This window comes from Dendronalium phyllosphericum CENA369 (assembly GCF_016056275.1).
Taxonomy (GTDB): domain Bacteria; phylum Cyanobacteriota; class Cyanobacteriia; order Cyanobacteriales; family Nostocaceae; genus Dendronalium; species Dendronalium phyllosphericum.
Window position 1 is genome coordinate 14,784 of record NZ_JAECZA010000234.1, and the last position, 12,545, is coordinate 27,328.

Annotated in this window: 13 protein-coding genes; 4 read left to right on the forward strand and 9 right to left on the reverse strand. The window is 41.3% G+C overall.

Annotated features, from left to right (window positions below):
• Positions 1 to 79 precede the first annotated feature (79 nt).
• The 3 genes from I8752_RS27160 to I8752_RS27170 form a co-directional block, all read right to left on the reverse strand.
• Positions 80 to 1,627: a mercuric reductase gene (locus tag I8752_RS27160; RefSeq protein WP_214435335.1), complete on the reverse strand. Its 1,548-nt coding sequence runs from the start codon at positions 1,625 to 1,627 to the stop codon at positions 80 to 82.
• A gap of 111 nt (positions 1,628 to 1,738) precedes the next feature.
• On the reverse strand, positions 1,739 to 2,458 hold the full coding sequence (locus I8752_RS27165; protein ID WP_214435336.1) for a TVP38/TMEM64 family protein: 720 nt from the start codon (positions 2,456 to 2,458) through the stop codon (positions 1,739 to 1,741).
• A gap of 114 nt (positions 2,459 to 2,572) precedes the next feature.
• Positions 2,573 to 3,283: a TIGR04283 family arsenosugar biosynthesis glycosyltransferase gene (locus tag I8752_RS27170; RefSeq protein WP_214435337.1), complete on the reverse strand. Its 711-nt coding sequence runs from the start codon at positions 3,281 to 3,283 to the stop codon at positions 2,573 to 2,575.
• Between the two features lie 304 nt (positions 3,284 to 3,587).
• Between I8752_RS27170 and I8752_RS27175 the strand changes: the two genes are divergently transcribed.
• A complete protein-coding gene (locus I8752_RS27175) occupies positions 3,588 to 4,091 on the forward strand; it encodes a 2TM domain-containing protein (RefSeq protein WP_214435338.1) in 504 nt (167 codons plus the stop codon).
• 165 nt (positions 4,092 to 4,256) lie between these two features.
• Here I8752_RS27175 and I8752_RS27180 read toward each other — a convergent pair whose 3' ends face one another.
• A complete protein-coding gene (locus I8752_RS27180) occupies positions 4,257 to 4,880 on the reverse strand; it encodes an FMN-dependent NADH-azoreductase (protein WP_214435339.1) in 624 nt (207 codons plus the stop codon).
• 250 nt (positions 4,881 to 5,130) lie between these two features.
• Between I8752_RS27180 and I8752_RS27185 the strand changes: the two genes are divergently transcribed.
• The gene (locus I8752_RS27185) at positions 5,131 to 5,514 is read left to right on the forward strand and encodes a winged helix-turn-helix transcriptional regulator (RefSeq protein ID WP_214435340.1); all 384 of its coding nucleotides are present in this window, start codon (positions 5,131 to 5,133) and stop codon (positions 5,512 to 5,514) included.
• A 149-nt stretch (positions 5,515 to 5,663) separates the two neighbouring features.
• Here the strand turns inward: I8752_RS27185 and I8752_RS27190 are convergent, their stop codons facing one another.
• The 3 genes from I8752_RS27190 to I8752_RS27200 form a co-directional block, all read right to left on the reverse strand.
• Positions 5,664 to 6,059, reverse strand: a complete 396-nt coding sequence (locus I8752_RS27190; protein WP_214435341.1) for a salt stress protein, Slr1339 family — start codon at positions 6,057 to 6,059, stop codon at positions 5,664 to 5,666.
• Between the two features lie 226 nt (positions 6,060 to 6,285).
• Positions 6,286 to 6,891: a vWA domain-containing protein gene (locus I8752_RS27195; RefSeq protein WP_214435366.1), complete on the reverse strand. Its 606-nt coding sequence runs from the start codon at positions 6,889 to 6,891 to the stop codon at positions 6,286 to 6,288.
• Between the two features lie 30 nt (positions 6,892 to 6,921).
• Entirely contained in the window at positions 6,922 to 7,527 is a 606-nt protein-coding gene (locus tag I8752_RS27200) for a vWA domain-containing protein (protein WP_214435342.1), read from the reverse strand.
• Between the two features lie 266 nt (positions 7,528 to 7,793).
• Between I8752_RS27200 and I8752_RS27205 the strand changes: the two genes are divergently transcribed.
• Both I8752_RS27205 and I8752_RS27210 read left to right on the forward strand, forming a co-directional pair.
• Entirely contained in the window at positions 7,794 to 9,563 is a 1,770-nt protein-coding gene (locus I8752_RS27205) for an ABC transporter ATP-binding protein (RefSeq protein WP_225895943.1), read from the forward strand.
• A 131-nt stretch (positions 9,564 to 9,694) separates the two neighbouring features.
• On the forward strand, positions 9,695 to 11,479 hold the full coding sequence (locus tag I8752_RS27210; RefSeq protein ID WP_214435343.1) for an ABC transporter ATP-binding protein: 1,785 nt from the start codon (positions 9,695 to 9,697) through the stop codon (positions 11,477 to 11,479).
• A 213-nt stretch (positions 11,480 to 11,692) separates the two neighbouring features.
• Here the strand turns inward: I8752_RS27210 and I8752_RS27215 are convergent, their stop codons facing one another.
• Both I8752_RS27215 and I8752_RS27220 read right to left on the reverse strand, forming a co-directional pair.
• Complete coding sequence (locus tag I8752_RS27215) at positions 11,693 to 12,061, reverse strand: type II toxin-antitoxin system VapC family toxin (RefSeq protein WP_214435344.1); 369 nt, start codon at positions 12,059 to 12,061, stop codon at positions 11,693 to 11,695.
• On the reverse strand, positions 12,061 to 12,450 hold the full coding sequence (locus I8752_RS27220; protein WP_214435345.1) for a hypothetical protein: 390 nt from the start codon (positions 12,448 to 12,450) through the stop codon (positions 12,061 to 12,063). The genes I8752_RS27215 and I8752_RS27220 overlap by 1 nt, the downstream gene beginning before the upstream one ends.
• Between the last annotated feature and the right edge of the window lie 95 nt (positions 12,451 to 12,545).

The following is a 12,545-nucleotide window of genomic DNA, read 5'->3' on the forward strand; positions in this document are numbered from 1 at the left end:
AGGGGGAGCGGAGGGGCGGAGGAGAAAAAGGCAGTTGCAGAAATTACTCTTATCCCCCCATCCTCTTCTTGCCCCCTGTTTACGAAAGTTTGGTTAGAAAACCTAAAAGCTTTTTGGTTCGTGGTGTCAGCAGTGTGCGGCGATATGCATCTGCTGCCTTTTTAATTCCTTCTGCTTGAGTTGGGTAAGGATGAATGACGCTGCTTAACTTGCTCAAACCTATTTTATGTACAATTGCCGCTGTTACTTCCGAAAGCATCTCACCTGCATGACTGGCGACAATAGTCGCACCGAGAATTTCATCAGACCCCTTTTTATGGAGAATTTTGACAAATCCTGACTCTTCACCATCGGCGATCGCTCGGTCTACACTACTAAAAGGAATTTTAATTGTTGCTACATCAATTCCTTGCTTCTGCGCTTGGTGTTCGTACATCCCGACATGAGCAATTTCTGGGTCGGTATATGTTACCCACGGCATTACTAAACTACTGAGTTTAGAGCGACCCAAGCCAAAGGGAGAAAATAGGGTATTTTTAATTACAATCCGCGCCGCTGCATCGGCGGCATGGGTAAATTTCCAATTCATGCAGATGTCGCCAGCCGCATAAATTTTGGGATTTGTGGTTTGAAGATAATCATTGACCTTCACACCTTGGTGCTTGTCATACTCTACCCCCACTACTTCTAAATTTAGACCTTCCACATTCGGCGCACGTCCCGCACCGACTAAAATTTCGTCTACAGTCACAGAATCTCGATAACCTTTAGAGGAAAAATAAAGCCGCTTGCCATCAGTCACAGTTGCCACTTCTTCCAAATGGCAATTCAGTACTAAGCGAATTCCTTCTTTTATCAAGACCTTTTGGACGATTTCAGCAGCGTCAGCATCTTCTTTATTCAGGACGTGAGAACCGCTATGGAAAAGTACTACTTCACTACCCAAGCGCCGAAAAGCCTGAGCCAATTCACAACCAATGGGGCCGCCGCCAATTACCGCTAACCGTTCTGGTTGTTGAATCAAAGAAAAAACTGTCTCATTCGTCAGATAACCTGCTTGTTCGATTCCTAAAATGGCAGGTTGTGCAGCTCTTGCACCAGTGGCAATTACAGCTTTTTTAAACTTGAGGGTTTTGTCGCCAACTTCCACAGTATTTTTACTAGCGAAGCGACCGCTACCCAAGAAAACATCAACTCCCAGTGATGAGAAGCGTTCGGCTGAGTCATGAGGACTAATACCAGCCCTTACCTGCCGCATCCGTGCCATAACTGCGGGAAAATCAATATCAATATGTGCGGGAATATTTACTCCCAAGTCTTTGGCATTCCAGATTTCGCCAACCACGCGAGCAGACCGGATTATAGTTTTGGATGGTACGCAACCAACATTCAAGCAATCTCCACCCATGAGATGCTTTTCAATCAATGCCACTTTCAAACCTAAATCTAGACCTGCTGCACCTGCTGCCACCACTAACCCTGCTGTACCAGCGCCAATAACTACCAAGTCGTAAACATCAGCAGGTTGTGGATTTACCCAATTTGGTGGATGAACGTGAGAAACTAATGTTTGATTATATTCATCCACTGGGCGAACAATGACTCTTTCTAATTCTGAATTAGACATTTTAAGTATAAAGTATGAAAGTTTTGGTTACTTTATTATTTGTCCTGATGCGGAATGCTTATTTTAAAAGGATTACAGCTGCTGAACTGTTTTGTCAGTTACGCTTGGAGTTTAATTTTTAATTGTTTCGTCTTCTAAAGCTTTCCGAGCAATACGGGTTACATATACTGTAACGGCAATTGTGGCAATTAAACCTACGATCCTGATTGTCCATTGCATAGTGGAATTCGTGGGTTGAGCTTCAGTCCCAATTGCGGCAATATCGCTAGCCAAAGAACCTATATAAACGTACATGATGGTTCCAGGAATCATCCCAATAGAGCCGATAAAATAGTCTTTGAAAGAAACTCCAGTAATGCCAAAAGCGTAGTTCAATAAATTAAAAGGAAATATTGGGGATAGTCGGGTTAATAAAACAATTTTTAATCCTTCTCGGCCAACAGCGCGGTCAATAACAGCAAATTTTTGATTATCGGCTATTTTCTTTGCAATCCAACCTCTTGCTAGATAACGCCCCACGAAAAATGCACCTGTTGCACCTAGGGTTGCACCAATAAGTACATACACAGAACCCCAAAAAATGCCAAAGATAACACCAGCCCCTAAAGTCAAAATTGAGCCTGGTAAAAAAGCAATGGTAGCGATAATATAAAGTGCGATAAAAGCTATAGCTCCTACAGTACCCAGGCTATCAATCCACTGCAAAGCGTTGCGTAAAAGTGCTTGGGGATTGAAATAATTTGAATTATCAATCGATGCCTGTGCCCAAGCTATATGTGTATTTAACAAGGAGGCGATCGCTAGTTTGATGGAAATGCCAAAAACAGACATATGATATGTTTTTTTTAAATAAGAAAAGATTTTTATCTAAACAAAAAACAATTATTTGCTACTTATTTAAGTATTACTTGTAATTCAAGATATACTAATTAAATGAAAAATAGCTTAATTTTTTCTAAATTTACCCTGGCGATACCAGCTATGAATTTGTTCGGGTGAAACACCGAGAAAATAAGCAATAATGACTATTTGATTAATCAAGGTTGTTTTAAATACTCCCTTTTGTAACCATCTCCGAGCTGAAGTCACAACTGGTACGGGAAGAATTACAATTTTTCCGGTGCGTTTTAAACGACGCATTAGTTCAAAGTCTTCCATGATAGGCAATTCGGGAAAGCCACCAATTTGCTGAAATACTTCTTTTGTTAAAAAAATTGCTTGATCGCCGTATGGCATTTGCAAAAAACGCGATCGCCAATTTACTCCCCACTCCACCCAGCGCAAACTCAAAAGCGATGCATCAATTCGCAAAGCAAACGCACCTGCTACTATTGCTGGCTTTTGCAAGGCGGCGCGAATCAAAACGTCAAACTTTGGCGGTAAACGGGTATCTGCATGGAGAAATAGCAGAATGTCACCGCTAGCAGCTACAGCACCCGCATTCATTTGACTGGCGCGACCAGGAGACGATGAAATAACTGTTACACCTAATGACTGAGCTATTTCTACTGTGCCATCTTGGGAGCCGCCATCCACGACAATTATTTCTATATTTGTACTGTGTTGGGTTGTAGCAATAGCTTCTTTGATATTTCTTGCTTCATTGAGAGTCGGAATAATAATCGAAATCCTAGCAGCATCAATATTCTGACTCATGATATTTGAGAACTAGTGTGTTGATTCAACCACAATTACATTATTTTAAGCAGTTGGGCGATCGCTTCTTAAAATAGCATTGGTAATTATAGGATTTAGGCAGCGAACCGAAAAATCAAGGGGTGTGGAGGTGTAGTGAGTAAAACCCTGGCGTAAGTTCTATCCCTATTTGAAGAAATCCGTACATCCATCTCTATTCATATTTGCTAGTCTAGGTATAGTGCAGAGTGTACTAATAGTGGTGTAGCTGTAACACAGCTAGCGGGCGACAAATTATTAAAACTAACAATCAGAGATAGTAGTTATGACGGAATTTGAACCTAATAGCCTCCGTTCTTACAGCCAAGAAGATGTGCAGCAAATTCTTCAGCTAGCGATCGCCCGTCAAGCTGATGATAAAGACAAAGAGTTTTCTTACGAGCTATTGTTAGAAATTGCTACTGAGTTAGAAATATCGCCAGAGTCTTTAAACCTAGCAGAACGAGACTGGCGATCGCAACAAAGTGAAATCCAGCAACGGCGAGCATTTGATAGTTACCGACTCACAAGATTTAGAAAGCGTTTTGGTAATTTTGCAATTGTCAATGGTTGTTTGATACTAATAAATTTCATTGCTAGCGGCGGTCTTACTTGGTCGCTGTATATTTTGCTATTTTGGGGAATGGCAGTAGGGCTTGATATTTGGAATACGTTTCAAGGTAAAGGCGAAGAGTATGAAATAGCTTTCCAAAAATGGCATCGCAAACATCAATTTAAACGAACTATTAATACACTTCTAAATAAGTGGTTTAAAGCTTTGCAGGCTTAGAGGATGTGTAAAAGGGACTGGGGAACTCGGGGCCCCCACGACCGCAGGAAGTGGGGATTAGGGATTGGGAAAAGGAGAAAGGGGGAAAAACTTTGTTTGATTCCTTTTCCCCTTCCCTACGAGGGAATGGGGGTTTTAACAATCTTTTGTCAAGATATCATCCAATTACCAATTAGCTACGGCTTGGGCGATCGCATCTTTCGCAGCAGCCAAAGACTGTTGGCGCGCATCATCGCCAGAGTTGAGGTTTTCAGCGTAGATAAAGGTAACATCTGTCAGCCCGATAAAGGCGAAAACGGCGCGGAGATAAGGTTCTTGATAATCGTAGGCAGCCAAGGGCGTTCCAGGGGAAAAAGCACCTCCACGCGTTGTCACGACTAATACCTTTTTACTGCTATCAACTAAACCTTTATATGCATTATTCTCAAATGCAAAGGTACGACCTACACGTACAATTTGGTCAATGTAAGCTTTAAATGTGGAAGGTATATTAAAGTTATACATTGGCACGCCAAAGACGTAGCGCTCAGCTGCTAAAAACTCGTCAACTAAATTATCGGACAGCTTAATTGCTTCGGTTAGTTCGGGCGGGCGTGCTTCAGGTGGTGTAAAAGCAGCCGCAATCCATGATTCATCTACGTGGGGAACGGGATTGTGACCTAAATCTCGGTAAGTAACGGTATCCCCAGGATGAGCATCTTTCCAGGATGTGATGAACTCATAACAGAGCGATCGCGAAATAGAACGTTCGCCACGAGGACTAGTATCAATATGGAGGATATTTGCCATAAATTTTCCCACCAGAATGCCTATGAGGTATATAAAAAGCTGAAGTATGAAATTGCCCTTTCAGACTTCTTTAGTCATCGTATAGCTGTAATTAGATGGTTAGGACAGTGTTAATTGCTCAAAGCCACCAAGCAACTGGGTCTTTACTCAGCACTTTACTATACAAAAACTTGCCGAATAGACTTTAAACTAAATAAAGTTAATATGAAAAGTAGGCACTTAAAAGTAAGTATCTTACTAAAAAGTAACTATGAAAGCTGAAGCTGAAGATAATAGCAGACTGACTTGTGAGGTTGAAACCACCATAAAGGTGATTGGCGGACGTTGGAAGGTTTTAATTATTAGAGAATTAATGATAGGCGTAAAAAGATTTGGTGAATTGCAGCGAGCATTACCCGGAATTACGCAAAAAATGCTTACCCAGCAACTCAGGGAAATGGAGGAAGATGGTATTATACATCGAGAAATTTACGCTCAAATTCCTCCCAAAGTAGAATATTCGTTAACTCCCTTGGGAGCTAGTCTACAACCAATTCTTTATGCAATGCATGAATGGGCAATTGAGCATTATTTATCTCGATTTCAGAATAATACAGCAGTCAGAATGCATAATTCAGAATCTAACGAGTTGTAGATTTCAGACTTCTACTAATTGAAGACCACAAAATTGAAAATTGGATGGAAGCTTAAACCCTGTTATTTATAACATAAAAGTACAAAACTAATCCTGAATTCTCACTCCTAACTTTTGAATTTCTTGTCGATAAATAGTTTAATTTCAGTTTATTGGTTGCTTTGTAAATATTCAATTGCTGCCTCTAATTTGGAAGGGTAGCTTTCAGAAAATCTTTCAAACCAAAGTCCTTCAGGTGAGAATGGATCTAATTTGTCTAGCCATTCTTTGGCTTGATTTTTCAAAGCTTCTAGTTGTTTTGCTTTGATTTGTGCTTGGCGAATTCGCTCTTGTTCTAGTTCTTGCTGTTTTCTCAATTCCTCAGCTTCATCTTGTGCTGCAAAATCAGCTTGAACTTCCGCCAACAAGTTATCCACTAAAGATACTGACTTTGGCGGCGGTGGTACGAATTGTTTTACTACATTTATTTTTGGCTGTTGCTTTTCGGGTTTAGCCTCATCGTATTCAGCTTTGATTTGAGCTAACAACTTCTCAATAGCATCCATTGGTTTATATCTAGTTACGGTGGTGTGTAATTACTAATAATGAAGTTAGAAATTATGCCAAGGCTGATTTTGAATTTTCTTTGATTTTGCTTTTATTAGTGGTTCATCGCATTAATTTTTCTAGGTGAATTAACTTTTAATTTTCTCTTCTTTTTTCTCTTTCTTCCCGTACTTTGCGTACTTCGCGCTTCGTTCCTCAACCCTTCACAATTAATGCGATAGACCACTAGTCAGTAATGGCATTAAGCAGGACTTCCGATAAACTTAAATCTTCCATATCATCCATTGTAATTGTGTCGCAGATATCAAACTTAGCGCCAGCGCTTTGCAGTTCGTCATCTAAAACTTTAAGAAAGCGGGTAGCTTGCGGATCTGTACCAACTTGAATAAAGGAAATCGCTAATTCTTCATCTCGATCCATCCGGCGAGAAGCTTCAATTATTACCTTCATGACAGCTTTGCGATCGTCGGGTTCGCCATCTGTGACAACTAAAATTGTTTCACCATTGGGCTTTGTTTGACCTGTACTCTTGCGTTGAAAATAATCATCAGTTGCGTGTTTTAACACCGCTGCTAAATCTGTAGTTCCAGAGGGATCGTTTTCCCGAAACACTTGTGCTACCTTAGCAGATGTGACATTTTCATAGCGTTTAAATCTACCAGAAAATACATAAATAGTAATGCCATCTGGGTCAAATTGTTCGCACTTACTAGCTAAGGCTAAGGTAGATTCTTGTGCTGCTGTCCATCTATTTCTGCCACCCTTTTGGTCTGGGGTTGCCATGCTGCCACTTTTATCAATAATTAATGTGTAATCTCGATTTTCTAACATTGATTCGTTCTCCATTTCTGAGTCGATTAATTAATCAGTAATCGCATTCATTAATACATCTGCGAGACTCATCTCTTCTAAATCTTCTAAAGTGACGGTATCGCAAATATCGAATTTTGCACCGACTCCTTGCAACTGATCGTCTAAAGCTTTGAGAAACTTAGTCGCTTGGGCATCAGAACCAACTTGAATAATTGAAATACCTAATTCTTCATCGCGATCCATTTGGCGCGTGGCTTGAATAATTACCTCAAATACGGCTTTGCGATCGTCTGGTTCGCCATCTGTGATGACTAAGATTGTTTCCCCATTGGTTTTGGTTTTACCAGCAGCTTTGCGTTGAAAGTAATTATTGAGTGCATCTTGGAGTACACCTGCTAAGTTTGTCGTGCCAGCTGGGTCATTTTCTTGAAATATCTGCGCGACTTTGGCTGAGGTCACATCGTCATAGCGTTTAAATCTTCCAGAAAATACATATACAGTGATGCCATCTGGGTCAAATTGCTCGCACTTTCTTGCCAAAGCGAGAGTAGACTCTTGGGCTATCTCCCATCGACTTCTACCACCTACTTGGTCGGGAGTGGACATACTGCCGCTTTTGTCAAGGATTAATGTATAGTCGCGATCGCTCATCATAAATTCCTTTGAATATTACCCTGTGGTACTAGTCTAGTCTACGAATCTCAAGATACTGCAAGGGCTTTAAGCTTTTGTATCAATCTTGCTACTGAATACAGCAGTAAAACAAGCTGTATCCTTTTGTAGGTGCAACAACCAATCATCTCCGGTTGATTGAATCTTAACGAACAAGACTAATGCAAAGAGATTTTAATAAAGAGTGAATCCTGATTAGCTTATACTTTTAGAGTTTCCCAGAAGTATCAGGGTGAATTCTAGTGACTATGCCGCCAGAAATTCAGGAAACTTCTTCGATGCAGCCAATCCAACGGGTACTAGGGAGTTTAAGAACTTACCGCTGGACTTCGCTGGGAGCCGTAGTCAGCTTGTTGCTGTTGACGCTTGCTAACATACTGACTCCTCAACTATTTCGATGGGGAATTGATGGCGGCATTGTGAAAAAAGACTTGCAAATTGTACTTTATAGTGCAGCTTGGATGGTAGTTGCGGCGATCGCTCGCGGTTTATTTAACTTTGGTCAAAGTTATTTGTCAGAAGCAGCATCTCAAGGTGTAGCTTACGACTTGCGAAACAAAATCTTTAGCAAAATTCAAAATCTCAGTTTCAGCTTTCACGACCAAGCACAAACCTCTCAACTGCTAACTCGTGTCACCAGCGATATCGAGCAAATCCGCACATTTATTGGCACTAGCCTCATTCAAGTCATTAGTGGAGTTGTCACATTGGTGACGATAGCAGTGGTTTTGCTGGTAATGAATTGGCAATTGGCGTTAATTACACTAACGGTAGTGCCTTTAGCTGGATGGTTGATGGCACGATTTATCAGCCGTAATAATGGACTGTTCCGGCAGATACAAGAGCAATTGGCCAATTTGAATGCTGTCTTACAAGAGAACTTGGTAGGGGTACGCGTTGTCAAAGCCTTTGTGCGGGAGTCCGCCGAAAGGTCGCGTTACACGACCTTGAATGATACTCTGGTCAAGGCAAACATGAAGACCATTGTTGCTATTCGCAATACCTTCCCATTTATCTTTTTGTTAAGTAATTTGGTGACAATAGCAGTTTTCGGCTATGGAGGCGCGCAGGTTATTGGCAACAGGTTTTCCATTGGCGAACTAGTAGCATTTAACTCCTACCTAGTATTGATTCTCCAACCAATATTATTGATTGGATTTGCGGCTCCAGCGATCGCTCAAGCAGCTGCCTCGGCCGAACGAGTCTACGAAGTGGTAGATGCAGAAGTGGAAATTCGCGATCGCCCTGGCGCTGTTCCATTTGATACTTGTAATGGCAGAGTCACCTTTGAAAATGTCTCCTTTCGCTATCCCGGCGCGACAAAAGAAGCCCTCAAAGAAGTTTCTTTTGAAACCAAGCCCAAGGAACTAATTGCCGTTCTGGGGATGACAGCTTCCGGGAAAAGCACGATTATGAATTTAATTCCCCGCTTTTACGATGTGACAAGGGGAGCGATTCGCATTGACGGTCGAGATGTGCGGGATTTTACACTCAAAAGTTTAAGAGCGCATATTGGTATTGTCTTCCAAGAAACCACACTTTTCTCTGGCAGTATCCGCGAGAATATTGCCTATGCGAAACCCAATGCAACTATGGAGGAGGTGATTGAGGTTGCTAAAACTGCACAAATTCATGATTTTATCGCTAGCTTACCCGATGGCTACGAAACGATAGTAGGCGAACGCGGCATCGGCTTGTCTGGGGGACAAAAGCAAAGGATAGCGATCGCCCGTACCTTACTCACCGATTACAGTATTCTGATTTTGGATGACAGTACTTCAGCTGTAGATGCTAAAACTGCCGCTCAAATTCAAGCCAAGTTAGATGACCTCATGCGCCAAAAAGCTTGTATTACCTTTGTGGTGGCTCAACGCATTAGTACCGTCAAGAATGCCGATCGCATTTTGCTGATAGATAAAGGAAGATTAGTCGCCCAAGGTACTCACGAAGAATTAATGCAAACAAGTACGCTCTACGGTGTGATTTTAGAATCGCAGGTGAAGCAGAAGGAGGGATGAGGGAGCAGGGGGAGACAAATCAATTCAAAATTCAAAATTCAAAATTCAAAATTCACGGAGGAAGAATCCATCCTCCTGCCTCCTGCCTTCTGACAACTGACAACTGACCTTATCTAAAATCCAAAATTGCTATGAGAGGCACAAGTCCCGCGATCGCATCTGAGCAACAAGCAACTCAGCAAATCTCTACCCTACGGCGCTTTTTACAATACTTGCGACCTTATCGCAAAGAAATTCCCATTGCCCTGACTTTAGTCTTGATTGGGGCTTCAACTCAAGCAATTGGCCCTTTTTTAATCGGTTGGTCAATAGATAATCTAATTGCACGGGGAAATCTGCGAGGATTGCTGCTGGTATTAGGACTATTAGGGTTAATTTACGGACTTGGTGTCTGGGCAATCAGAGGTCAAATTATTCGCGTCGGCTGGATTATGCAGCGATTGCTAGGGCAACTCAGGCAAGATATTTTTACTAAAATCCAAAGTTTGCCACTCAGCTTTTTCGATCGCAGCGAAGCTGGCGATCTAATGAGCCGCTTGCTAAATGATGTTAACACTGTCAATCAGGCTTTTGGACAGACAATCGCCCAAATGCTAGGTAACGTTTTCAGTTTGGTGGGTATTGTCATTGCTATGCTTGCAATTAACCTGCAACTGGGCTTGTTGAGCAACTTAGTCGTACCAGCAATGATTTTGACCACAAGCTTGTTTGCCCGTTGGGCAAGGGCTAAATTTCGCGTCACCCGCCAGACAATTGGCGAACTTTCGGCCAAGTTGGAAGAAGATATTGGTAGTGTCCGAGAAGCACAGGCATTTAATCGCGTACCAATCAATATTGAAGAATTCAATATTCTTAACGCTGCTAATCGCGATGCCAACGTCCAAGCGGTGGCAATTACCGCTGCATTTTTACCCTCAATCGATTTTCTCAACACCCTCGCAACCGCAGGTGTACTGGCTTATGGTGGCTATCTTGCGGTGACGGGGAAAGCAACGGTGGGTGTAGTAACATCCTTTTTACTTTACGTACAACAGTTCTTCCGCCCCATCCAAATCCTCAGCCAGTTTTATACCCAGGCTCAATCTGCTTTTGCTGGATTAGAGCGGATCTTTCTCCTGCTGGATGAACCTTCCCAACTTAATGATGCACCAGATGCCATTGAAATGCCGCCGATTCAAGGTGATGTCAAATTCGAGAATGTCACGTTTGGCTATAACCCAGAGCAACTTGTGCTTAAGGGAGTAAATTTACACGCCCATCCAGGACAAATGGTGGCGCTAGTCGGCCCGACTGGTTCAGGCAAAAGTACAATTATTAACTTAATCTTGCGCTTCTACGATGTATCTGGCGGTACTGTCAAAATTGATGATATTGATGTGCGTAGTGTTACGCAAGCTAGTTTGCGCCGTCAGATTGGTATCGTCCTGCAAGATAATATTTTGTTCAGCGGTACTGTTGCTGAAAATATTGCCTTTGGTTTACCCTATGCTAGCCAAGCCGAAATCGAAGCGGCTGCACAAATGGCGAATGTGCATGAGTTCATCACTTCACTGCCACAAGGTTACACAACTCAATTGGGCGAACGAGGCGCACCCCTCAGCCAAGGACAACGGCAACTAATTAGTATTGCCCGTGCTATTTTAATCGATCCCCGAATTTTAATTCTCGATGAAGCAACCAGCAGTATTGATACCCGTACAGAAGCTATGGTACAAGAAGCGATCGCTCGCTTACTCAAAGGTCGTACCAGCTTTGTCATTGCCCACCGTCTCAGCACAGTGACTCAGGCTAATCAAGTGTTAGTGATTCAGCAAGGACAAATTGTCGAACAGGGAACTCACGCAGAACTGATAGCTCAACAAGGTGTCTATGCGAACCTTTATGCGCTCCAATTAGGTGCAGCAACTACAAACTAAGTACATTAAACGGCGTTGCAGAAATGGGGGAAAGGGAAAGGGTTAAAGGGGAAAGAAATAGAATTTTACTTTTCCCTTTAACCTTTAACATGCACCCCAATATCTTGCAAAAGTAACTTTTGCAAGATGTCTATTGATATGTGGTATTGCTGAATAATGAAATGATTTTTTTCGATAAGTTTTCAAGCGAACATGATATTACTTTGTAATAAATTAAATTGATACTCCATATTTTATAAATGCAGTATCAGAAGTAATTATTACCATCTTTTCTAAGATAGCTTGTGCTATTAAAAGTCTATCAAAAGGGTCTTTATGGTGTTCGGGTAGCGATGCTGCTTTAACAGCATGGTGTTCTGTTATTCGTAAAAAACTAAATTGAGTATTAATAATAGCTTCTAATAAATTGTCTGGAGCCTTCAGCTGTCCTTTTTTTCTTTTTATTTCTATCTCCCCAACGCTAGCAGCACTAACAAAGACGTTATTTAAAGGATCTGAAATTTGTAGACGAGCTTCAGGTGAAAGATAAGGGTTATCCTCAAGTGACCATATTAAAGCACAGGAATCAAGCAATAATTCCATTACTCTTGTATACCGAAATCAGATAAAATATCGCTGGAGGTTTTGTAAAAATCTTCTGATATTTCTATCTGTCCTTTCCAAATACCTAGAGGTCTAGAAGGCTTTTGAACAGATTCAGCGCTTTTTGTTGTATTATCTAGGGTTCCAGTAGACACAGTTAAACTAGGTGTATTACTTAATTCTACTCCTTGTAACGCTAAGGCTTCTTCAACAATTTTATTAGAAATACTTTCAGAAGTTTTAAAACTAGTTGTCAGTTCAAATTCAATATCCTTTACATTATTTGCTTTAATAATAGATTCAATTTCTTCTTTTAATAATTGTAAATCTGAAAGAGTTAAAGAAGGTAGTGTAGACGATATTGAACGTACCTTTTCGCTACTAAACATAATATTACTAGTTGTAAAATCGACTATAGTTAACAGCTAAAGACAAAATTTGATGACACTACTATTTTAATCTATCTGGTTAGGCTGCGATCGCA

Bases quoted from the DNA above. Each gene is read 5' to 3' on its own strand.
- I8752_RS27190 (WP_214435341.1), bottom strand. From the start codon at position 6,059: ATGGATGCTATTGAGAAGTTGTTAGCTCAAATCAAAGCTGAATACGAT.
- I8752_RS27195 (WP_214435366.1), bottom strand. From the start codon at position 6,891: ATGTTAGAAAATCGAGATTACACATTAATTATTGATAAAAGTGGCAGC.
- I8752_RS27170 (WP_214435337.1), bottom strand. From the start codon at position 3,283: ATGAGTCAGAATATTGATGCTGCTAGGATTTCGATTATTATTCCGACT.
- I8752_RS27200 (WP_214435342.1), bottom strand. From the start codon at position 7,527: ATGATGAGCGATCGCGACTATACATTAATCCTTGACAAAAGCGGCAGT.
- I8752_RS27185 (WP_214435340.1), top strand. From the start codon at position 5,131: ATGAAAGCTGAAGCTGAAGATAATAGCAGACTGACTTGTGAGGTTGAA.
- I8752_RS27160 (WP_214435335.1), bottom strand. From the start codon at position 1,627: ATGTCTAATTCAGAATTAGAAAGAGTCATTGTTCGCCCAGTGGATGAA.
- I8752_RS27210 (WP_214435343.1), top strand. From the start codon at position 9,695: ATGAGAGGCACAAGTCCCGCGATCGCATCTGAGCAACAAGCAACTCAG.
- I8752_RS27220 (WP_214435345.1), bottom strand. From the start codon at position 12,450: ATGTTTAGTAGCGAAAAGGTACGTTCAATATCGTCTACACTACCTTCT.
- I8752_RS27165 (WP_214435336.1), bottom strand. From the start codon at position 2,458: ATGTCTGTTTTTGGCATTTCCATCAAACTAGCGATCGCCTCCTTGTTA.
- I8752_RS27205 (WP_225895943.1), top strand. From the start codon at position 7,794: ATGCCGCCAGAAATTCAGGAAACTTCTTCGATGCAGCCAATCCAACGG.
- I8752_RS27175 (WP_214435338.1), top strand. From the start codon at position 3,588: ATGACGGAATTTGAACCTAATAGCCTCCGTTCTTACAGCCAAGAAGAT.
- I8752_RS27180 (WP_214435339.1), bottom strand. From the start codon at position 4,880: ATGGCAAATATCCTCCATATTGATACTAGTCCTCGTGGCGAACGTTCT.
- I8752_RS27215 (WP_214435344.1), bottom strand. From the start codon at position 12,061: ATGGAATTATTGCTTGATTCCTGTGCTTTAATATGGTCACTTGAGGAT.